18 protein-coding genes and 2 tRNA genes are annotated in these 21840 nt (G+C 70.9%); 16 read left to right on the forward strand and 4 right to left on the reverse strand.

From position 1 onward, the window contains the following. Nucleotides 1–181 precede the first annotated feature (181 nt). Complete coding sequence (locus tag OG395_RS34335; RefSeq protein WP_327246390.1) at nucleotides 182–1324, forward strand: SCO2583 family membrane protein; 1143 nt, start codon at nucleotides 182–184, stop codon at nucleotides 1322–1324. Here the strand turns inward: OG395_RS34335 and OG395_RS34340 are convergent. Further along, the gene (locus tag OG395_RS34340) at nucleotides 1269–2375 is read right to left on the reverse strand and encodes a M48 family metallopeptidase (protein WP_327246391.1); all 1107 of its coding nucleotides are present in this window, start codon (nucleotides 2373–2375) and stop codon (nucleotides 1269–1271) included. The two genes, OG395_RS34335 and OG395_RS34340, sit on opposite strands and share 56 nt — an antisense overlap. A 110-nt stretch (nucleotides 2376–2485) precedes the next feature. Here OG395_RS34340 and OG395_RS34345 point away from each other — a divergent pair, with 110 nt between their 5' ends. The 7 genes from OG395_RS34345 (at nucleotide 2486) to OG395_RS34375 (ending at nucleotide 6667) form a co-directional block, all read left to right on the forward strand. Continuing rightward, nucleotides 2486–2638, forward strand: a complete 153-nt coding sequence (locus OG395_RS34345) for a hypothetical protein (protein ID WP_327246392.1) — start codon at nucleotides 2486–2488, stop codon at nucleotides 2636–2638. Nucleotides 2639–2722: 84 nt separating this feature from the next. Next, nucleotides 2723–2884 carry a hypothetical protein gene (locus OG395_RS34350; RefSeq protein WP_266985755.1) on the forward strand — a complete coding sequence of 54 codons (162 nt, stop codon included), beginning with the start codon at nucleotides 2723–2725 and terminating at the stop codon, nucleotides 2882–2884. A 38-nt stretch (nucleotides 2885–2922) separates the two neighbouring features. Further along, complete coding sequence (nadD, locus tag OG395_RS34355) at nucleotides 2923–3540, forward strand: nicotinate-nucleotide adenylyltransferase (RefSeq protein ID WP_327246393.1); 618 nt, start codon at nucleotides 2923–2925, stop codon at nucleotides 3538–3540. Nucleotides 3541–3559: 19 nt separating this feature from the next. Continuing rightward, complete coding sequence (locus OG395_RS34360; protein WP_327246394.1) at nucleotides 3560–5257, forward strand: LCP family protein; 1698 nt, start codon at nucleotides 3560–3562, stop codon at nucleotides 5255–5257. A gap of 115 nt (nucleotides 5258–5372) precedes the next feature. Further along, nucleotides 5373–5804, forward strand: coding sequence for a ribosome silencing factor (rsfS, locus tag OG395_RS34365; RefSeq protein WP_266985761.1), 432 nt, complete (start codon nucleotides 5373–5375; stop codon nucleotides 5802–5804). After that, the gene (locus OG395_RS34370) at nucleotides 5801–6454 is read left to right on the forward strand and encodes a histidine phosphatase family protein (RefSeq protein ID WP_327249544.1); all 654 of its coding nucleotides are present in this window, start codon (nucleotides 5801–5803) and stop codon (nucleotides 6452–6454) included. Before rsfS ends, OG395_RS34370 begins: the two co-directional genes overlap by 4 nt. 140 nt (nucleotides 6455–6594) lie before the next feature. Beyond that, nucleotides 6595–6667, forward strand: a tRNA-Ala gene (locus tag OG395_RS34375). Between the two features lie 62 nt (nucleotides 6668–6729). Here OG395_RS34375 and OG395_RS34380 read toward each other — a convergent pair. Next, nucleotides 6730–7647 (reverse strand): helix-turn-helix transcriptional regulator, encoded by a 918-nt coding sequence (locus OG395_RS34380; RefSeq protein ID WP_442818629.1) that lies wholly within the window; start codon nucleotides 7645–7647, stop codon nucleotides 6730–6732. Between the two features lie 102 nt (nucleotides 7648–7749). Between OG395_RS34380 and OG395_RS34385 the strand changes: the two genes are divergently transcribed. The 3 genes from OG395_RS34385 to OG395_RS34395 all read left to right on the forward strand — a co-directional run bounded on the left by OG395_RS34385 (nucleotide 7750) and on the right by OG395_RS34395 (nucleotide 9856). Then, nucleotides 7750–9240, forward strand: a complete 1491-nt coding sequence (locus tag OG395_RS34385) for an MFS transporter (protein WP_442818630.1) — start codon at nucleotides 7750–7752, stop codon at nucleotides 9238–9240. A 184-nt stretch (nucleotides 9241–9424) separates the two neighbouring features. Next, the gene (locus OG395_RS34390) at nucleotides 9425–9658 is read left to right on the forward strand and encodes a hypothetical protein (RefSeq protein ID WP_018487125.1); all 234 of its coding nucleotides are present in this window, start codon (nucleotides 9425–9427) and stop codon (nucleotides 9656–9658) included. A 125-nt stretch (nucleotides 9659–9783) separates the two neighbouring features. After that, nucleotides 9784–9856: transfer RNA gene (locus OG395_RS34395), tRNA-Ala, on the forward strand. Between the two features lie 78 nt (nucleotides 9857–9934). Here OG395_RS34395 and OG395_RS34400 read toward each other — a convergent pair. Further along, nucleotides 9935–11512 (reverse strand): NADH-ubiquinone oxidoreductase-F iron-sulfur binding region domain-containing protein, encoded by a 1578-nt coding sequence (locus OG395_RS34400; RefSeq protein ID WP_327246395.1) that lies wholly within the window; start codon nucleotides 11510–11512, stop codon nucleotides 9935–9937. Next, the gene (locus OG395_RS34405; RefSeq protein WP_327246396.1) at nucleotides 11509–12834 is read right to left on the reverse strand and encodes a hypothetical protein; all 1326 of its coding nucleotides are present in this window, start codon (nucleotides 12832–12834) and stop codon (nucleotides 11509–11511) included. The genes OG395_RS34400 and OG395_RS34405 overlap by 4 nt, the downstream gene beginning before the upstream one ends. 407 nt (nucleotides 12835–13241) lie before the next feature. On the opposite strand from OG395_RS34405, the gene leuS reads away from it, so the two are divergent. The 5 genes from leuS (at nucleotide 13242) to OG395_RS34430 (ending at nucleotide 21830) form a co-directional block, all read left to right on the forward strand. Further along, the gene (gene leuS / locus OG395_RS34410; RefSeq protein WP_327246397.1) at nucleotides 13242–16115 is read left to right on the forward strand and encodes a leucine--tRNA ligase; all 2874 of its coding nucleotides are present in this window, start codon (nucleotides 13242–13244) and stop codon (nucleotides 16113–16115) included. A 157-nt stretch (nucleotides 16116–16272) separates the two neighbouring features. Next, nucleotides 16273–17022: a hypothetical protein gene (locus OG395_RS34415; RefSeq protein WP_327246398.1), complete on the forward strand. Its 750-nt coding sequence runs from the start codon at nucleotides 16273–16275 to the stop codon at nucleotides 17020–17022. Between the two features lie 231 nt (nucleotides 17023–17253). Further along, nucleotides 17254–18099 carry a DegV family protein gene (locus tag OG395_RS34420; RefSeq protein ID WP_327246399.1) on the forward strand — a complete coding sequence of 282 codons (846 nt, stop codon included), beginning with the start codon at nucleotides 17254–17256 and terminating at the stop codon, nucleotides 18097–18099. 489 nt (nucleotides 18100–18588) lie between these two features. Then, nucleotides 18589–19281, forward strand: coding sequence for a helix-hairpin-helix domain-containing protein (locus OG395_RS58480; RefSeq protein WP_442818631.1), 693 nt, complete (start codon nucleotides 18589–18591; stop codon nucleotides 19279–19281). Beyond that, nucleotides 19278–21830: a ComEC/Rec2 family competence protein gene (locus OG395_RS34430; protein ID WP_327246401.1), complete on the forward strand. Its 2553-nt coding sequence runs from the start codon at nucleotides 19278–19280 to the stop codon at nucleotides 21828–21830. Before OG395_RS58480 ends, OG395_RS34430 begins: the two co-directional genes overlap by 4 nt. Nucleotides 21831–21840: the final 10 nt, after the last annotated feature.

Genomic DNA, 21840 nt, shown 5'->3' on the forward strand with positions numbered 1-21840 from the left:
CCAGGGCGTTTACCTTCTTGGCAATCGACCTACTCTGAAGGTGTGACCCCTCCCCCCAGAGGGGGCTTCTCACCCGTCCGCACAGGCGAACTCGTGACGGACAGGCCCTGCCCGAGGCCTATCGGCCGAGGCAGAGCGTAGCGTGTCGGCCTCGGCCGGTGACGTGGAGTCGGGAGAAGTCATGGCAGGCCGTGAAGAACCGCCAGAAGGAGCATCCGGGAACGCAGCCGGTGGCGGCGAGGACGAGTACCGATCCGTCGTCTTCGACGAGTCGTTCGTCCGCGCTGCCCGGCTCCAGGAATTCTCCGCCCAGGAGCGCATGGGCGAGCACGCCCGCGCCGTACGCAGCCTCCCCACCCGGCACCTGCGCACCGGCTCCCGGACCGTCCTGGCCCTCGTCGTCCTGATAGCCCTGGCCTTCGCCGCGGCCGTCTACATGGGCTTCCGGCATCCGTACCAGGCGCCCGTCGGCCGACGGGCCGAGGCACTGCGCTCGACCGTCATACCACTGGCGCCCCGCGGCACCGTGCCCGGCGGCATGGCCGCCGCTCTCTTCGCCACCAGCCCCGCCGCACAGTTCCGGACAGGTGCCTCAGGCATCAACTTCCCGATGGTCCGGCGGACGGACAATTTCTCGGACAGCCAGGTGATCACCGCCCTGACCACGGTCAAGGACTACCTGGTCGCGTCCTCCCTCGACCCCGACGTCCTCACCGGCCGTGCGATACGGCCGGTGGAGCTCCTGCTCGACCCGGACCAGGTGAGCCAGTTCGACCGGAGCATGAGCCGGCCGGACGACGACGGGCAGCACGCCGCGGCCGGCTGGCTGGTGCGGTTCGACCCGGCGAAGGTGGCACTGGCCGACCCGGGCATCCGGGTCCAGGGCACCCTGGCCTACTCGGAGGAGGGGGCCGACACCCTGGATGTGGTGTCGGACCACACCTTCACGTACGCCCTGCGCCCGGCCGTCTCCGGCCCCCAACCGGCAGGCGGCGTCTCCCTGTTCACCGTCCGGCGCGAGCTGCACTTCCGCTTCGACCGGGAGGACCTGCGGCTCCACCGGCTGGAGCTGCGGACCAGCTACGTCCAGGCCGGACCGCAGGCCTGCTCGGCCGACACGACCGGCGCACTGCGTCCGCTGCTCGCCGGCCAGCGGGCGGAATCCCGCGGACCGGCGGGCACCGACCCGTACGCCATGGGCAGGCCCGCTGCGGCGCTCTGCGGGGCGCTGGAGCTCAGTGCCCACCCGTCCCGGGCTCCTGTGAGCTCTAGCTCTCCGGGTCTTCCGGCCCCGACTGCCGGGTCTCTTCGGAGCCACCCGTAGCGCCCCCCTTGCCGGCCGAGCCGCCGCCGGTGAACTTGTCGCGGAGCTTGCCGCCCAGGTCCCCGGCGCCGCCCGCTATGTCGCCGACGAGCTTCATCAGCGGATCCTTGCTGGTACGCACCGAATCGGCGTAATGCGAGGCGGACTCCCGGAACGAGTCCGTCACCGAGGTGTCCTTGTCCTCGTCGCGCCGCGGGTAGTGGCCGTCCATGATCCGCTGGTGGTCGCGGCTCTCGGACCACTTCTTCAGCTCGGCCGCTCGTACCGTGGTGAACGGGTGGGAGCGGGGCAGCACATTGAGGATCTTGAGCACGGAGTCGCGCAGGTCGCCGCCCTTCTCGTACTCGTCCGCCTGGGCGAGGAAGGCGTCCACGTTCATCTCGTGCAGATGGTTGCCACCGGCGATCTTCATCAGGCCGCGCATCGACGCCTGCAGATCCTGGCCGACCAGCAGTCCCGCCCGGTCCGCGGAGAGCTCCGACTTGCGGAACCACTCGCGCAGCGCCGTCACGATCGCCATGATCGCGACATTGCCGAGCGGAATCCAGGCGACCTTCAGCGCAAGATTGGTGAGGAACAGCAGAATCGTGCGGTACACGGCGTGGCCGGAGAGGGCGTGTCCCACCTCGTGACCGACGACCGCCCGCATTTCCTCCTCGTCGAGCAGCTCCACCAGCCCCGTCGTCACCACGATGATCGGCTCGTCGAGACCGATACACATGGCATTGGGCTTCGGGTCCTGGGTGACGTACATCGGCGGGACCTTCTCCAGGTCCAGGATGTAACAGGCGTCGCGGAGCATGTCGTTGAGATGGACGAACTGGGCGTCGCTCACCCGGACGGAGTCGGAGAGGAAGAGCAGCCGCAGACTGCGCTCGGGGAGCAGTCCGCTGAGAGCCTTGAATACGGTGTCGAACCCGCTCAGTTTGCGCAGGGCCACCAGGGCCGAGCGGTCCGCCGGGTGTTCGTAGGCCCGGGACGAGATGCCGGCGAAACGCCTGCGCTGCCTGCTCGGCACGTTCTCGTGACTCGTGTGGCTGCTGTCGGTCATGGATGGGCCCCCTGTTCGTACGAGACGTCGCTCGCCCCCTGGCACATCCCAGCGTAGGTGCTGGGGCTACGGTGTGCGGGGGGCTGTGGATAACTGAGGAGACGCCCAACATGCCGCACACCGTTGCTCTGCTCGCCGCCGCATCCGAGGACCAGGGCCCGGGCAACACCCTCCGGATCGTGCTGCTCGCCTCGCTCATCGGCTCGGCGCTGCTCGCGTGGTTCCTGCTCCGCGGATACCGCAACGACGACAACAACGACTGAGTCGGCGTGAGCGTGCCGGGGGCACCCGCATACGATGTCCGCGACGTCTTCCTTCCGACTCCCGATCGATAGGTCCTGCCGAAGATGAGCCTCACAAGCACCGCGCACCAGCTGGTCACCCTCGCCTCCGAGGGCGGCGAGGGTGGTAACCACGAAAGCCTCAACCCGTACCTGACCGGTGGCGGTGCGTTCGTCGTGCTGCTGCTCCTGCTGTGGATCACCACCCGCTTCAACCGCGACCGCTGAGGCCGAGGCGTACAGCTGTGCCAGTAGGCTCTGCACGCATGGGAGAGCAGGAAGTGCCTACTGGTGCCGCAAAACGCCGACTCGGCGTGATGGGCGGGACGTTTGACCCGATTCATCATGGACACCTGGTGGCGGCCAGCGAGGTGGCCGCCCGGTTCCACCTCGACGAGGTGGTGTTCGTCCCGACCGGGCAGCCGTGGCAGAAGACCCACAAGAATGTGTCCCCGGCCGAGGACCGCTATTTGATGACAGTCATTGCGACGGCTTCCAACCCGCAGTTCTCGGTCAGCCGCAGCGACATCGACCGTGGCGGACCGACGTACACGATCGATACGCTGCGGGACCTTCGCGCCATCCACGGCGACGCGGACCTCTTCTTCATCACCGGCGCCGACGCGCTCTCCCAGATCCTCACCTGGCGGGACGCCGAGGAGCTCTTCTCGCTGTCCCACTTCATCGGTGTGACGCGGCCGGGGCATGTGCTCACGGACGCCGGGCTGCCGGAGGGCGGTGTCTCCCTCGTGGAGGTCCCCGCGCTCGCGATCTCGTCCACGGACTGCCGTGAGCGGGTCGCGCACGGGGATCCCGTCTGGTACTTGGTGCCGGACGGCGTGGTCCGATACATCGACAAGCGCCAGCTGTACCGCGGCGAATGAGCCACGGAGAGGGGGAGCGGTGAACGACCGACAGAACCCGTACGACCCGTACTACCAGCAGCCGCAGATCGTCGGCTACGACGAGTACGGGCAGCCGGTGTATCAGCAGCCCGGGCAGCAGCAGGAACAGCAGCCGCAGCAGTACGACCCGTACGCGCAGCAGCAGGGGCAGCAGGGGCAGCAGGCGCAACAGGGGTACGGATACGACCCGTACGGCCGGCAGCAGTCACAGCAGCCGCAGCAGTACGACCCATATGCCTCCCAGCAACAGGGCTATGGCTACGACGGGTACGGCTACGACACCGGCCAGCAGCCGGCCGCGGTCGACACCACGGCGCAGTGGAACATCCCGCAGCAGGCTCCCGCGCCCGCACCCGAATCCGCCCCGCAGCAGCCGGAGCCGCGGTCCGGGTTCGACTCCGAGCCCGAGCCTGCCGTTCCGGAGCAGCGCCGCTCGGACCGCGAGTACGGCACCGGGCAGTTCTCCTTCATCGAGGAGCCCGACGAGGACTCCGAAGACGTCATCGACTGGCTGAAGTTCACCGAGAGCCGCAGCGAGCGGCGCGAGGAGGCACGGCGACGCGGCCGCAACCGGATGGTCGCGCTCGTCGTCGTGGTGGCCCTCGTCGTCGTCGGCGGTGTCGGCTACCTCTGGTCCGCGGGCAAACTCCCGGGCCTCGGCGGCTCGGAGAAGAAGAACACCGCGACGACGGGTCCGCAGCAGCGCGATGTCATCGTGGTCCATTTGCACAACACCAAGAAGGGCGGCACCTCCACGGCGCTGCTCGTCGACAACGTCACCACCAAGCAGGGGACCACGGTCCTGCTCCCCAACTCGCTCGCCGTCTCCGACGACGAGGGCAACACGACCACCCTCGGCAAGTCCGTCGACGACGACGGCTCGACCGGCACCCGCGAGTCGATCGACACGCTGCTCGGCACCAAGATCTCCGGTACGTGGCGGCTGGACACCCCGTACCTGGAGAACCTCGTCGACCTGGTCGGCAACATCGAGGTCGACACCGACACCGATGTGCCCGACAGCAAGAAGGACGCGTCCCCCCTCGTGAAGAAGGGCGAGGCGCAGACCCTGAGCGGGCAGATGGCCGTCGCGTACGCCACCTACCGGGGCACCGGTGAGGCCGAGGCGAAGCAGCTGATGCGGTTCGGGCAGGTCATGCGCGGCGTGCTGCGGAAGATCTCGGACGACCCGAAGGCCGCCACCGTCACTGTGCAGACGCTGGCGCAGATCCTCGACCCCTCGCTGCCGGAGCAGGACCTCGGCGCGTCCCTGGCGAAGCTCGCCGAACACGCCAAGATCGGCGACTACAAGACGGCGCTGCTGCCGGTGCAGGCCGACGGAACCCTGACCGACGCGGCCACCGAGAGCGTCGTCAAGGACATCCTCGGCGGCACGGTGAAGGCACCGGATCAGGACGCGGCCGTGCGGGTCGGGGTCAGGAACGGCACCGGGAACGCGGGCGGTACGGAGTCCGCCCGGATCGAACTGGTCAACGGTGGCTATGCCTTCGTCGGCGGCGGCAACACCGGCACCGAGGCGTCGTCCGAGGTCCTCTACCGCGATGCGGCCGACAAGGAGAAGGCGACCCAGGTCGCCAAGACCCTGGGCCTGCCGGTGAGCGCGGTGAAGCGGGGCAAGCCTGCCGCGAACGCGGATGTGTCCGTCGTTCTCGGTCAGGACTACAAGATCAAGTAGTCGGGCTCCATCTCCTGGACGATCTCCAGGAACGATCTTCAAAAGATCGCTGCGTGGGCTGTCGGCGGTCCGTGAGACCCTAGAGGTTGATCTGACCGCCGACGAAAGCCTGCTTGTGACCGCCACGGACCGCTCCATCGAGCTCATCAACGCCGCCGCTCAGGCGGCCGCCGACCGGCTCGCGCACGACATCATTGCGTACGACGTCAGCGACGTGCTGTCGATCACGGACGCCTTCCTGCTGGCCTCGGCCCCCAACGACCGCCAGGTCAAGTCGATCGTCGACGAGATCGAGGAGCGGCTTCAGAAGGAGCTCGGGGTCAAGCCGGTGCGCCGTGAGGGCGACCGCGACGCCCGCTGGATCCTCCTCGACTACGTCGACATCGTGATCCACGTCCAGCACAGCGAGGAGCGCGTCTTCTACGCGCTGGAGCGCCTGTGGAAGGACTGCCCCGAGATCTCGCTGCCCGAGGACGCCGTCAGGACCCGGGGGAAGGCCGAGGAGCACGCCCAGCTCACCGGCGGCATGGAAGGTGACCAGAGCTGAACGGCAGCAGCAGCGGCAGGGGCCGCAGGATCGTCCTTTGGCGACACGGCCAGACGGCGTGGAACCTGGAGCGCCGATTCCAGGGCTCCACGGACATCGAGCTCACCGAGACCGGCGTCGGGCAGGCCCACCGGGCCGCCCGGCTGCTCGCCTCGCTGAAGCCTGATGCCATCGTCGCCTCGGATCTGCGGCGGGCGGCCGCCACGGCCGCCGAACTCGCCGCGATCACCGGGCTCGACATCACCCATGACGCGGGACTGCGCGAGACGTACGCGGGTGCCTGGCAGGGCCTCACCCACGAAGAGATCGTCGAGCGGTACGGCGAGCAGTACGCCGCGTGGAAGCGGGGCGAGCCCGTGCGGCGCGGCGGCGGCGAACTGGAGACCGAGGTCGCCGACCGGGCTGCCCCCGTCGTGCTCGACCACGCCGCCAAGCTGCCCGACGGCGGCACGCTCGTCGTGGTCAGCCACGGCGGCACCATCCGCACCACCATCGGGCGGCTGCTCGGCCTGGAGGCGCGCCACTGGGAAGGGCTGGGCGGGCTCTCCAACTGCTGCTGGTCGGTGCTGGGCGAGGGCGCGCGCGGCTGGCGCCTGCTGGAGCACAACGCAGGCACCCTGCCCGAACCCGTGCTCGGCGACGATACCTAGGACTTCTCTCCGGGGCGCCTCACGGCGGTGCCCGGAGGCCCTCGCCGGGCGGCGTCGGCCGGATTTCACTTTCTGGCTGGTCACAGGCTAAAGTTCTTCTTGTTCGCAGCGCGGAAACGCAGGGAAACACAGCGAACGGCGGGGCTATAGCTCAGTTGGTAGAGCGCCTGCATGGCATGCAGGAGGTCAGGAGTTCAATTCTCCTTAGCTCCACAATCAAGATCCCGTCCCCGGCAGGGGGCGGGATCTTTGCGTTCCCGCGCGCGTGCGACCACTCACCCTTGGCGGCGTCGGCGCAGCGCCGCGACCTGCTCCGCGCTCTCCTCGTCGGCGGGTGTGTACGCCACGATCCGGCACTCCGGAAGCCCGTTGATGGACAGTGACACCGACGTCATCCGTATCTCGCGCTCCGCCGCCCAGTGACGGAACGTCTTCACCCGCGGACCCGGCGGGGCGACATCCCCGCTCCGCCAGAGCTCGGCGAAGTACGGACTGACCGCGGAGAGTCGCTCCACCAACGACTCCCAGGCCGGCTCGCCGGTATGGCGCCCGTAGGCCCCGCGCAGCGTCGCCACCATGATCGGCAGCTCCTGGGTCCGGTGTACGACCGGGCAGTCCTCCTCGGCCACCGTGAACAGCCTCCACAGCACGTTCCGTACCCCCGACCCCGTCAGCGCGGGCACGTTGAACAGGTCGAGATAGGCGGCGTTGGTGGCGAGGACGTCGTACCTCGTGTTGTAGGCGACCGCGGGATGCGGGTCGAGGGCGTCGATGATGCCCTGGATCTCCGGACCGACCTCGATCGTGTCGGCCTGCCTGCCCGGTGCGTACGCCACCTCCGCCAGCTGGTAGAGGTGTTCGCGCTCGGGGCCGTCCAGCCGGAGCGTCCGCGCCACGGCGTCCAGGACCTGCGGTGAGGCATTGATGGGGCGGCCCTGCTCCAGCCACGTGTACCAGGTGACACCGACCCCGGAGAGCTGGGCGACCTCCTCGCGGCGCAGGCCCGGAGTGCGGCGGCGCAGGCCCGGCGGCATGCCCACGTCGGCGGGCGTCACCCGTGCCCGGCGACTGCGCAGGAATGCGGCGAGCTCCGACCGCCGGCGACGGGACGGATGTCGGCGCCGCGCAGGCCGGTTCGGGGCCGGATTTTGCTCGTGGTCCTGCGTGTTGTGCTGTGTCGTCACCGTCGTCACACCCCCATGGTCGGTGCCCCGCAGCGGAGTTGCCAGGTGCTGCCAGTACCAGCATCAGCGGGCTCTCGTTACCCGTATGAGGCCGGCGGCACGCTTCGAGTCATGACATCGACATCCGAGGCAACTCCACGTTCCGTACCCAGTGAAGACGGCACCACTGACAACGGCGTCACGGACGGACGTCCCGGCCGGCTGCTCGCCCTGGTCCTGGCCGCCCAGTTCATGGCCCTGCTCGACACCTTCATCGTCAATGTCGCCGCTCCGACGATCCGCACCGAACTCGGCGCTTCCGGTGCCGGGTTACAGCTCGTCGTGGCCGGTTACACCATTACGTACGCCGTTCTGCTGATCACCGGCGCCAGGCTCGGGGGGCTGCTCGGCCACGGCCGTGCCCATCTGGCCGGGCTCACGGTCTTCACCGCCGCCTCACTCGCCTGCGGACTGGCCGCGGACACCGGACAGTTGATCGCCTTCCGGCTGGTCCAGGGGATGGGTGCGGCAGTGATGATTCCGCAGGTGCTCAGCCTGATCCAGCGGCACTTCACCGGTGCGGGGCGGATCCGGGCTCTGGGTGCCTACAGTGCGGTGCTCGCCACCGGCGCGGCCGCCGGGCAGGTCGTGGGCGGGGTGCTGGTCAGCGCCGACCTGTTCGGGGCGGGTTGGCGGCCGGTCTTCCTGGTGAACGTACCGATCGGGCTGGTTCTGCTGGGGCTCGGCCGACGCGTGCTGTCACGCGAACCGCGTACGGGGCGGGCCGGGGAGGAAGCGCGGGCCCGCGGGTTCGATCTGCCGGGCCTGGCTCTTCTCACCGCCGCCGTCACACTGTTCGCCGTGCCCCTCGTCCTCGGGCGGGAGTTGGACTGGCCGGCCTGGTCCTTGGTCTGCCTGCTCGCCTCCGTCGTGTTCTTCGCCGGGTTCGTCGCGTACGAGACACGGCTGGCCGCGGGTGGCGGCGCACCCCTGATCGCCCTCAGGGTGCTGCGTATTCCCCAAATCGCGTCGGCGGCGCTGCGGATTCTGCTGGTGATGGCGATCAACGCGGGCTTCCTCTTTGCGATGACGCTGCACGTCCAGGGCGGTCTCGGCTACTCGGCACTGCGTGCCGGGCTGATGTTCGCACCGACCGCGGTCGCCTTCGGTGCCGTCGGGCTGACCTGGCGCCGGTGGCCCACGGGTCTCCAAAGGGTCCTGGCTCCGGGCGGGTTCGTCCTGGTGGCCGTCGCCTCGGCGGGGGTCGGGCTGGTGATGCGCGACGGCGGGGACGGCGGATTCATGCTGTATGCGGCTTTGGTCGTCATGGGGATCGGCATGTCGCTGGGATTCAGTCCCTTCCTCACGCGCGCACTGGCCAACGTGCGGCCCGAGGACGCCGCAGACGCGAGTGGTGTGCTGGTGACCGTCACCCAGCTGGGTCAGCTCATCGGTGTCGCGACGTTCGGCACGCTGTACCTCAACCGCCTTGATACGCCAGGGGCGCACGGGTCCGGCCATGCGCTGTGGGTGTGCGCCCTCGCGCTGTCGGCGGCCGCGATCGTGGGCGTGTCGGTCGGTCTCGTGAGGCGTCGGCGACGGGTCGATTCTCGGCAGGGCTGACCCCCTTGCGGGGTCATGGCAGAATCGGACCGCCGGAGGGGGCGACGGACCGAACGGGAGGGAGCGCGCGATGCCTGCGAGCCGCCACGAGGTCGCGGACCTGCCCCTTGTTCCCGGAGTTCCCGAAGAGAACGGCGGAACCTCCCGCATGTGCACAGCCCGCGGCCACGGCCGGAGCTGATCCATGGGTGCACACAGGCGGAAGTGCGACTGGTGCGGCAGCGGTACGCCCATTGTCCGGGACATGGATCCGATCAATGCCGAGTACCAGTACTGGTGCGAGGAGTGTGCGCGGGCGCTGATCATAAAAGGCGACCCGATCGAGACGTACCGGGAGCTGGAGGGGGAGCCGATCTACGGACGGCTGCTGGAGGAGCACTGCACCCTGAAGCGTTTCTACTCCTTCGCGACCGCCTGAGCGCCGCGCCGCACAACCTTACCGAATAGGGCAAATCGTTTCCTGTGGGAATCGATTTGGTGGTGGGCCGGGGTGACCGTGTAATGTTCTCGATGTCGCCAGGGAGACCGGGCGGAACGCAGCACGGGGCTATAGCTCAGTTGGTAGAGCGCCTGCATGGCATGCAGGAGGTCAGGAGTTCAATTCTCCTTAGCTCCACAGGGAAGTAGCAGGAAGCGGGTCATCCGAATCGGATGGCCCGCTTCCTGTCTGTGCAGGTCAATTGCGGTCGGCAGGTCAACTGCGGCCGCTGCCGAGAGCCTTCCGGCCGAGGCCCGGCGGCAGCACGGGTCGCTCCGCGGACGGCTGTTCGATGCGGAGTGCCAGCGCCGGACACCGGCGCACGGCTCGCTGTGCGCGCCCCCGCAGATGCATCGGAACCGCGGCGTCCGCGAGCGCGGGATAGCCGTCGGGGCCCAGTCTGATCAGCTCCGGGACGATGTCCGCACAGAGCCCGTGGCCCTTGCAGAGCGTCCAGTCCACCGCCAGCTTCTCGCCGCTCGGGATGGACTCCTCCAGGTCCTGGTAGCCGGGCGCGGGCAGCGGGAGCACTCCGAGCGTCTCCCGGCCGCAGCCGCCGTCCAGGACATGGGCGGCCAGGTCGTCCGTGAACGCGGACAGGGTCGAGGTCAGAAAGCGGGCCGACCCGTCCGGATGCTTGCAGGCTCCCCGGCCCTTGACCGCCTGGGTCACCTCGCGCAGCGCCTCCAGGGCCGCGGGACCGCCGCCGTTCAGTACGTCGGAGAGTCCGCCCGCAGCGGCCGGCAGCCCCAGCTTGCAGGGGCCGCACTGGCCCGCCGTCTCGGCGGCCAGCCAGTTCGCGATCCGCAGCGATTCCCCGATCGGGCAGGTCTCGGGCCCGATCGGCAGGATCGCGCCCGCGCCCAGCGCGCCGCCCGCCGCCGCCAGGGACGCTCGGGAGACGACGGCGTCGTGCGTGGCCATCGCGTCGATCCAGTTGCCGTGGTAGCCGCCGGTCAGCACGCCCTGGGGCAGTGGTGGCGCCCCGGCCAGCTGCAGCACGTACCGCAGGGGCACACCTGTGGGCACCTCGATGACCATCGGGCGCGAGACGGCGCCGGAGAGGGTGAGCAGCACCGTGCCGGGCTCGTCGGGCAGGCCGGTGTGCCCGTAGCGGCGGGCACCGATCCGGGCCGCGACGGCGAGCTGCGCGTACGTCTCCGCGTTCGACAGCAGCGTCGGGGCGCCGGCGACGCCCGACTCCGCGGCCCGCTCGCGACGGCCGGGCGGCAGAGCGGGTCCGCCGCCCGCCGCTCTGATGACGGCCGATGCCTCGCCGGAGACCATCCGCTCGGGCGTGCGCACCACGCGTGCCCGCAGCTGCTGTCCGCGCCGGTCGGACAAGCCCCGCTCGGCGAGGGCGGAGCGTATGGAGATCTCCGTGGAGTTACGCGTGACGGCGACGATCAGCGTACGGGCGCCGAGCGCCTCGGCCGTCAGGAGGGCGCCGTCCAGGATGAGGTGCGGGGCGCGGTTCAGCAGGACGGTGTCCTTGCGGCAGGCGGGTTCGCCCTCGCTTCCGTTGATCACGACGACGGGGCGCACCCCGCGCCGGATGGACGCCTTGGCGACGGCCCGCAGCTTCTTTCCGAAGGGAAAGCCCGCACCGCCCCGGCCGCGCAGCGAGATGGTCTCGGCCAGCTCCGCGAGCCGCTCTCCGTTCATCGGTTCCAGCGGTCCGTGCACCTTCAGATGCATGGCGAGATCGAGCCGCTCCACCAGGTCGAATCCGGTGGTCAGCTGGGGGAGGCCGACGACACGGACTTCGGGCACGTCGGGCAGGGGGAGGTTCACGGTCGGTCTCCTGCGGGTGCCTGCCAGGGTTCTCCGGCAGGGGGCGGATAGAGCGGCCCCGGCAGCGGCGCGGTCTCGTCGACGGCGGGCAGCGGGCCGGTGGGCACATCGGCCGCGTACGGGTCGTACGGGTGCTCCTGGGCGGGCTCGTACGGGGGACGGAACGACTGGGTCTGTGCCTGGGCCGGTGGTGCGGGTGACGGGGCGGGCCAGCGTGCGGACAGTTGCTGGGGGCTGGGCCCCGGCACGGGGACCGCGGTCTCGGCGGCCCGTGAGACCGCCCGGTAGGCAGCGGATATCCCGGGGCCGGGGCCCGTACGGCCAGGTCCGCCGGCCGGGTCCAGGTCGACGCGTTCGGAACTGCGGGGTGGCGCCTCGTACAGCGGCGGGGCGGGCACGGAGAGGGGCGCGCGCGGGCGGTCGAAGGATGACGACAACGGGGTACCGAACGGGTCCTGTCCGAGCCCGTCGCGGCCCGTGCCGCCGTAGACGCGCTCGTCCCGGATCAGCTGCTCCCGGCCGAGGTCCTCCCGGCTGAGCGTCCCCCGTCCGGGCGGAGTGACGCGCGCGGCGCCGGGCAGCGGGGACTCGCGGAGCACCGGGTCCGGGTCGGCGGCGAGGGCATCCGGCTTGATCAGAGCGGCGATCAGCTCACTGATCCGGCGCTTCATCGGGGGCGGCAGCTGCCGCAGGCAGAGGGCGGCGGCCACCGCGAGCAGCGAGAGGCTGTACATCACGACGACCCAGGTCGCGGGCGGCCGGCCCGCGTACAGCCCGTGGATCAGCGCGGCGCACCACGACGGGTAGGACAGTGCGTGCAGGGCGCGCCAGCGCCCCGCTATTCGGCCCGGGGTGGCGAAGGCGCTGCGCAGCGCGCCGGTCGCGGCGGCGACCACCATGAGCAGCCCGGCCAGTGAGCCGAAGCCGATCAGCCCGGCCGTCCCGCTCACGCCGAGGCCGAAGGGGATGAGGGCGCCGAGCAGCGCCACATGTCCGAGCGCGACCTTCACGGTGACATGGAGGAGCAGGAAGCCCAGCGAGGCGGTGGCGGCGGCCCGGTGGATGCCCTGGCCGAGCAGTCGCTGCCGTGAGGACAGGAACAGTCGGTCGGTGGCGATCAGGCCCCAGGCCACGGCCGCGGTGAGCGAGACCAGCGACAGGACACCGGTCGTGAAGTCGAGTGCGGCGCGCAAGTCGTCGCTCCCTGCGACGGCGAGCAGAGGGATGAGAACCAGCACGGCGACGGTCAGCCCGCCCTGTACCGGGCGGCTCGGTCCGGAGCTCAAGGTGGGGGATGAGCGGATCCTGCGATGAGGGTTCATGGGGGCGACTCCGAATGGTTCGGCAAAGCGGTCCCGTTGCCGCATGCTAAGTCGCTCCATACCGGCCAGTACGAGGTTTGAGCGGTTGCCCCGATAGAGGGCGTTACGCGGAGTAACCTCCGCTTCCCGGACGTTCCGCCGTGGCCCGATGCGTGCTCCGCCGCCGCCTCGCCGGTGCTCCGGCCGTCCGCCGTCGTCCACGGAGCGGAATCGCCCGGCTGCGCTCCGGGCCCGTGCGGTACCCTGACGCCATGCGTGCCGTACGCCTTCTGCTTAGCGAGCCGCGCTGATCAGTCCCGACCGGTGTGAATGCCTGGTTGGAATCGGCGCGGCGTCCCCTCCTGTGCGAGGGGCTTTTTCGTTTCCGTAAGCGCTGGCAGATGACGATCGATGGAGCTTTGAGGATCATGAGCGAGACGAATTCCGCAGTCGACGTGGCTGCGCCGCACCGCTATACGGCGGCGATGGCCGCCGACATCGAGGCACGCTGGCAGGACTTCTGGGACGCCCACGGCACGTACGAGGCGCCGAACCCGACCGGCGATCTGGCGGGCGATGCGGAGCTGGCCGCCAGGCCGAAGAAGTTCATCATGGACATGTTCCCGTACCCCTCGGGTGCGGGCCTGCACGTCGGTCACCCGCTGGGCTACATCGCCACCGATGTCTTCGCCCGCCACCAGCGCATGACCGGGCACAACGTGCTGCACACCCTGGGCTTCGACGCCTTCGGCCTGCCGGCGGAGCAGTACGCCGTACAGACCGGTACGCATCCGCGCGCCTCCACCGAGGCCAACATGGTCAACATGAAGTCGCAGCTGCGCCGGCTGGGTCTGGGCCACGACAAGCGCCGCTCGTTCGCGACGATCGAGGCGGAGTACTACAAGTGGACCCAGTGGATCTTCCTGCAGATCTTCAACTCCTGGTACGACACCGAGGCGGACCGGGCCCGGCCGATCGCCGACCTGGTCGCGCAGTTCGAGAACGGTGAGCGCCCGACCCCGGACGGCCGCGACTGGAGCGCGCTGAGCGCCGCCGAGCGCGCCGATGTCCTGGGCGAGTACCGCCTGGCGTACGCCTCCGACGCCCCCGTCAACTGGTCGCCGGGCCTGGGCACCGTGCTGGCCAATGAAGAGGTGACGGCCGACGGCCGTTCCGAGCGTGGCAACTTCCCCGTCTTCAAGGCCAAGCTGCGCCAGTGGAACATGCGCATCACCGCCTACGCCGACCGGCTGCTGAACGATCTGGACGGGCTGGACTGGCCCGAGGCGATCAAGCTGCAGCAGCGCAACTGGATCGGGCGTTCCGAAGGCGCGCGTGTCGACTTCCCCGTCGACGGCGCCGGTGACATCACCGTCTTCACCACCCGCCAGGACACCCTGTTCGGTGCCACGTACATGGTGCTGGCGCCCGAGCACGAGCTGGTGGAGCGGGTCATTCCGGCCGCCTGGCCCGAGGGCACCCACCCGGTGTGGACCGGCGGACACGCGTCCCCGGCCGAGGCCGTCACCTCGTACCGCAAGCAGGCCGCCGCCAAGTCCGATGTGGAGCGCCAGGCCGAGGCCAAGGACAAGACCGGTGTCTTCACCGGTGCGTACGCGACCAACCCGGTCAGCGGCGAGAAGGTGCCCGTCTTCATCGCCGACTACGTCCTGATGGGCTACGGCACCGGCGCGATCATGGCCGTACCGGCGCACGACGCGCGCGACTTCGCGTTCGCGCGCGCCTTCGAGCTGCCGATGCGCTGCGTCGTCGAGCCGTCGGACGACCGCGGTACGGACACCTCCACGTGGGACGACGCGTTCGCCTCGTACGACGCGAAGCTGGTCAACTCCGCCAACGACGAGATCTCGCTGGACGGCCTGGGTGTCGTCGACGCCAAGGCGAAGATCACCGAGTGGCTGAAGGCGAAGGGCCTGGGCGAGGGGACGGTCAACTTCCGGCTGCGCGACTGGCTGTTCAGCCGCCAGCGCTACTGGGGCGAGCCCTTCCCGATCGTCTACGACGAGGACGGCATCGCCCACCCGCTGCCCGAGTCGATGCTGCCGCTGGAACTGCCGGAGGTCGACGACTACTCGCCGCGCACCTTCGACCCGGAGGACGCCGACACCCAGCCCGAGACTCCGCTGTCCCGGAACGCGGACTGGGTCAACGTCACGCTGGACCTGGGCGACGGCAACGGCCCGAAGAAGTACCGCCGCGAGACCAACACCATGCCCAACTGGGCCGGTTCCTGCTGGTACGAGCTGCGCTACCTGGACCCGAACAACGACCGGAAGCTGGTCGACCCGGCGATCGAGCAGTACTGGATGGGGCCGCGCGAGGGTCAGCCGACCGGTGGTGTCGACCTGTACGTGGGCGGCGCCGAGCACGCCGTACTGCACCTGCTGTACGCCCGCTTCTGGTCCAAGGTCCTCCACGACCTGGGGCACATCTCGTCGGCGGAGCCGTTCCACAAGCTGTACAACCAGGGCATGATCCAGGCCTTCGTCTACCGGGACAGCCGCGGCATCGCGGTACCGGCGGCCGAGGTCGAGGAGCGCGACGGCACGTTCTACCACCAGGGCGAGAAGGTCAGCCGCGTCCTGGGCAAGATGGGGAAGTCCCTGAAGAACGCTGTCACGCCCGACGAGATCTGCGCCGAGTACGGGGCGGACACGCTGCGTCTGTACGAGATGGCGATGGGCCCGCTGGACGTGTCGCGTCCGTGGGACACGCGCGCCGTCGTCGGCCAGTACCGACTGCTGCAGCGGCTGTGGCGCAACATCGTCGACGAGGAGACCGGTGAGGTCACCGTCGTGGACACCGAGCCCGGCGAGGACACGCTGCGCGCGCTGCACAAGGCAGTCGACGGCGTCGGCCAGGACATGGCCGGGATGCGCTTCAACACCGCCATCGCCAAGGTCACCGAGCTGAACAACCACCTGACCAAGGTGGGCGGCCCGCTGTCCCGGTCCGTCGCCGAGCGGCTGGTGCTGCTGGTCGCGCCGCTTGCGCCGCACATCGCCGAGGAGCTGTGGCGCCGGCTGGGCCACACCGAGTCGGTCGTGCACCAGGACTTCCCGGTCGCCGATCCGGCGTACGTCGTGGACGAGACCGTGACCTGCGTGGTGCAGGTCAAGGGCAAGGTCAAGGCGCGGCTGGAGATCTCCCCGTCGATCTCGGACGAGGATCTGGAGGCGCTGGCCCTGGCCGACCCGGCGGTGGTCGCGGCCCTGGACGGGGCCGGGATCCGCAAGGTGATCGTGCGGGCGCCGAAGCTGGTCAACATCGTCCCCGCGTGACGGTCCGGGGCCGAGGCTGACCGCCGGTTGTCGTACGGCGGTGTGAGGGCTTTCCCCTACGGGCAGGTTGGGGGTTCCGACGGAACCCGCGGCCTGCCCGTTCCGTTTACGGTTGAGGGGCCGGTACTCGGCAGCCGAATCGACATCGAGGGGCGTCATGGAAGCCGTGATCCTGATCCTGGGGCTGCTCTTTGTCGCGTTCGTGGCCCTGGGCGTCTATGTGAGCGTCAAGGCCATCGGCGCGGCGAAGCGCGGCGTGGACCGCACGATCACGCAGGCACGCCGCACCGTCGAGGACACCACCCTGCGGGCGAAGAGCTATGGCCAGCCGGGTGTGGCCGGTGAGCTGGCGCAGCTCCGGCTCACGCTGCGCACGTCGATGCGGGCCACGCAGGAGGCGCTGCAGACAGGGGTGGCCGAGGACGCCTCGCTGTCGGAGTCGCTGGGGCTGTTCCAGCGGCTGAGCGTCCACGGGCGGGAGCTCGACGAGGAGCTGAAGCGGCTGGAGCGCGAGCCCGACCGGGCGACGGTCGCCTCGCTGCTGCCCGGGCTGAAGCAGCGCACGCAGCGGATCACGCACTCCGCGGAGTCGCTGCGATGGGCCGCGCGCGACCGGGCACGGAAGTTCGCCGACGACGATCTGGCGGCGCTGAACACGCAGATCGACGTGGAGGCGGGGGCGTTGCGGCACTGGACGGTGGAGGAGCCCGTGGAGCCTTCGGCGGGGGCGGACGCCCGGCCCGACGGGCGGGCCGGCGCCGGTGCCGGGGCACGCCCGGGTGGGGACGGCCGGGCGTGGAATGGGCCGGTCGGCGAGGAGGGGCCGGAGGCGCTCACGGCTCGGGATCCTCGGGGGCAGACGGGCTATCCGTGGCAGAAGACCGCGCGGCCCGAGACGACGAACTGAGGCGGAGGGGCGGATCCGACCGGGGCCTTCGATCGCGCGCATGGGCGGTTGCGGGCACGGTACGCACGTGTGCGGGCCGTCGGGTCCGGGCGTGCACAGGCGTGTGGCCGTCGCGTCAGGCTCGAACCGACGTGATGGGTGGTGGCAGGATGCGCACTGAAGCGATCGGATGTGATCACTCGCTCGGGGGCGGACTGCCGAGCCACCGCCCCGGCAGGTAACCTCCCGCTCATGTCCCGCCATGTCGCGATCGTCACCGATTCCACGGCCCACCTGCCGCCCCAGACGATGGAGCGGCATGGCATCACCGCAGTGCCCCTGACCGTCGTCCTCGGCGATCAGGCGCTGGAGGAGGGCACCGAGATCTCGGCCCGCTCCCTCGCGCTGGCGCTCCAGAAGCGACGCCCCGTGACGACATCCCGGCCCAGCCCCGAGGTCTTCGCCGCGGCGTACCGGGCGGCGGCCGAGGCGGGCGCAGCCGGCATCGTCTCGCTGCATCTCTCGGCCGAGCTCTCGGGTACGTACGATGCCGCGCTGCTCGCCGCGAAGGACGCTCCGGTGCCGGTGCGGGTCGTGGACACCGGGATGGTGGCCATGGCCCTGGGATTCTGCGCCCTGGCGGCGGCGGAGGCGGCGGAGGGGGGCGGCAGCCTGGACGAGGCGGTCGCGGCCGCCGAGAAACGGGCCGCGGGCACCTCCGCGTACTTCTACGTCGACACGCTGGACTATCTCCGCCGCGGTGGACGCATCGGCGCGGCCCAGGCCCTGCTGGGGTCGGCGCTCGCGGTGAAGCCGCTGCTGCAGCTGGACGGCGGCCGGATCGAGCTGCTGGAGAAGGTACGGACGGCCTCGAAGGCGATCGCACGGCTGGAGGAGATCGTCGTCGAGCGGGCGGGCACGGGCCGGGTGGACATCGCCGTGCACCACTTGGCAGCGCCCGAGCGCGCCGAGCGACTGGCCGAGAGGCTGCGCGTGCGAGTCCCGGGACTGGCCGAACTGCATGTCAGCGAGGTGGGTGCCGTGATCGGTGCGCACACCGGCCCGGGTCTGCTGGGAGCAGTGGTTTCGCCGCGTTGATCTCACTCCTGGGAGTGAGCGAGATATCCACAACTGGTCGGTTGTCCACCGGATATGGGCCTGCTCGGCGGGCTCGGGCACATGTGCCTAGCGTCATGAGGCATGGCTCCCCGATCACATCGTGCAAGCAGCGGAAGTGGACCCGGCCGCGCTGCGGCCTCGGACGTGCGGGACCGACGCAGGCCCGGTGCGGGCCAAGGCGTTGATCCCGGTTCTGGACCCGGTCCTGGACCCGGGCGGCGACGGCCTTCGCGTGGGCGCGCCGCCGTGGTCGCCGCCGCTTCGCGGCGACGTGCGGACGCACTGATGGCGGGGGCGTACGGAGGGCGTGCGGACCGGTCGGTGACGGGGCCGTGGGCCCCGACCCCGGACACGGCCCCCGCACCGGCAGTTCCTCGTCCGGCGAGTGCCGCGCCGTCCGACGAGCCGGCGCGGGTGGTCGAGCCGGCTCCGGCTGCGCCGGGGCGGTGGGAGCGGATGGTGCCCGCGGTGCGGGAGCGGCTCCCGATGTGGTTGCGGCTCAGGTGCGGCCTGGAGCCGAGAACCCTTGCCGCGCTCACCGTTGTCCTGGTGGCTGCCGCAGTCTTTGCAGCGGTCCACTTCTGGTCCGTACGGCCCCAGTCCGTGCGGGCGCCCGATCCGGTCAACGAGCGTGCGCACGCCTCGACATCGGACCCGACGACGGATCCCGTCCGTACCCCCGATCCGTCACCAGGACCACCGGCCACCCCAGGACCGGACGGGCGGATCGTCGTCGACGTCAGCGGCAAGGTACGGCGGCCGGGTATCTACCCCTTGCCGTCCGGAGCGCGGGTGGCCGACGCGCTGCGGGCGGCGGGCGGGGCCCGGCCGGGCGTGGACATCACCGGGCTCAACCGGGCACGGGTGCTGCTGGACGGGGAACAGGTCGTGGTCGGCGCGCCGCCCGGCCCACTCGTCTCCGGTGCCCCGGGCGGCGGCGGCACGGGCGGCCGTGGGGGCCCGGCGGCCGGGCCGGTCAGCCTCAACAGCGCGACCGTGGAACAGCTGGACACCCTGCCAGGCGTCGGTCCGGTCCTCGCCCAGCACATCCTCGACTACCGCGCGCAGCACGGCGGCTTCCGTTCCATCGACGAACTCCGTGAGGTCAACGGGATCGGCGACCGCCGGTTCGCCGATCTCCAACCGTTGGTACGGCCATGACCCGCCCGCACGTCCCACCGGACGTCCATACGGCGTCGGGCCGGCGGCTCGGCGCCGCCGACCCGCGACAGGAGGGCCCGGTCGATCTGCGACTGGTCCCGCCGGCCCTCGCGGCCTGGGCCGCCGCGGCGCTCGCCGTGGGTGCGCCCTGGCGCTGGACGGCCGCGGGGGCGGCGCTCTGCCTCGTCGTCGCCCTGGTACTCCTCGGTGTCCCACGGGCCTCGGCGACCCGCGCAGCGCGCGCTCGGCCCGCCGACCACCGGGAGGGCGAGGGCGGTGAGGGCGACGCCGGACGGAATCGGCTCAGGTTCCATGCCACCGCGGCCGCCGCGGCGTTGCTCTGCGCGGCGGCCGGAGCGACGGCGGCGGGCCTGCACGGCGCGGACGCACGGCAGGGGCCCGTTCCCGGTCTGGCCGACCGTTTCGCGAGGGTCGAGGCGGAGGTGACGGTCACGTCCGACGCACGCCGGACCCGCCCCCAGGTCCAAGGCGACCACAGCGCCCCGGCCGCCCTCCTCCTGGACGCCGAGATCACCGGGCTCACGGCACCCGGCGGTGCCACCACCCGGCTCCGCACCCCGGTGCTGCTGATCGTGTCGCCCTCCGGTTCGACGGCGCGATGGGAGCGGCTGCTGCCGTCCACGAGGCTGCACGTGAGCGGCCGACTCGCGCCACCGCTGCACAGCGGGCAACGCAACGCCGCGGTCCTGCGTCCGGACGGCAAGGGGCTGCCTCGCGTCACCGGGCCGCCGACTTCTCTCCAGCGCACAGCGGGCGAACTGCGCGCGGGTCTGCGACGCGCGACGGACGGACTGGATCCCGATGCGCGGGCGCTGCTGCCGGGGCTGGTCGTCGGCGACACCTCCAGGGTCACCCCCGAACTCCACGAGGCGTTCCGAGCAGCCGACCTCACACACCTGATGGCGGTTTCCGGTGCCAACCTGGCGATCCTGCTCGTGTTGCTCATCGGACCGCCCGGCGCCGCGCTCCGGGCCGAACGCCGTGGTCTGGCACCCCGGTTGGGCATCTCGCTGCGGATGACCGCGCTGCTCGGCGGCGGACTCACGCTGGCCTTCGTCCTCGTGTGCCGACCGGAGCCGAGCGTGCTGCGCGCCGCGGTCTGCGGACTGATCACACTGCTCGCGATCGGTACGGGCCGCCGCCGCTCGCTGATTCCCGCTCTGGCCGCCGCCGTTCTGCTGCTCGTGCTGTACGACCCGTGGCTGGCGCGCAGTTATGGCTTCGTCCTCTCCGTTCTGGCGACCGGCGCCCTGCTCACGGTCGCCCCGCGATGGAGTGCCGCGCTGCAACGGAGGCGGGTGCCGCCCCGGCTCGCCGAGGCGCTGGGCGCGGCCGCCGCGGCGCAGGCGGTGTGCGCGCCCGTCGTCGTGGTGCTCGCCTCGCGGGTCAGTCTGGTGGCGATTCCGTGCAACCTGCTGGCCGAGTTGGCGGTGGCGCCCGCCACCGTCCTCGGGTTCGCCGCGCTCGCCGCGGCACCGGTGGCCATGCCCGTGGCCGAGCTGCTCGCCCGGATCGCGGGCTGGCCGGCCGGGTGGATCGCCTCCGTGGCCCGCACCGGGGCGGCTCTTCCCGGGGCGGAGATCGACTGGCCCGACGGCTGGCGGGGAGCGCTCCTGTTGACCGCCCTCACGGCCCTGGCGGCGCTGTCCGCCCGCCGTATCGCGCGTCACCCATGGGTCTGTTCGGCTGCCGCGCTGCTGCTGGTCCTCGCGGTGCTGCGCCCGGCGCCCCTCACCCGGGTACTGACGGGGTGGCCGCCGCCGGACTGGGCGTTCGTGATGTGCGATGTGGGTCAGGGCGACGCCATGGTGCTGGCGGCGGGGGACGGCGAGGGCGTGGTGATCGACACCGGCCCCGATCCACGCCTGGTCGACAACTGCCTGCGTGACCTGGGCATCACCAGGGTGCCGCTTCTGCTGCTCACGCATTTTCATGCCGATCATGTCCGGGGGCTGCCCGGCGTGTTGCGGGACAGAGCGGTCGGCGCGATCCAGACGACGAGTCTGGACGAACCACCGGACCAGGCGGCGTTCGTAGGCAGAACAGCCGCCGCGGCGCGGGTCCCTCTGGTACGGGCGGCAGCGGGAGAGCGTCGCCGCATCGGCACGCTCGACTGGCGAGTTCTGTGGCCGGCGGGAGGCGCGACGGCAGGCCTCGTACCGGAGGAGCCGAACGACGCCAGTGTCACGCTGTTCGTCCGGACCGGCGGACTGAGCCTGTTGCTCCTCGGTGACCTCGAACCCGGGGCCCAGCAAGGGCTGTTGCGCCAGTACCCGGCGCTTCCGCGGGTGGACGTCCTCAAGGTCGCCCATCATGGATCCGCCCACCAGGACCCGGCGTTGCTGCACAGCGCGCGCCCGCGGCTCGCCCTGGTGAGTGTGGGCAGGGACAACCCGTACGGGCACCCGGCGGCCCGGACCGTCGAGGCGCTGAGGGACGGGGGAGCGGTGGTGCTGCGCACCGACCTGGACGGCGCGATCGCGGTGACGGGCGCCGGGTCGCGGCTGCGGGCGGTCGGGCGCTCATGACCACCATTCG

The organism is Streptomyces sp. NBC_01320 (assembly GCF_035974375.1).
GTDB classification, from domain to species: Bacteria; Actinomycetota; Actinomycetes; order Streptomycetales; family Streptomycetaceae; genus Streptomyces; species Streptomyces yanii.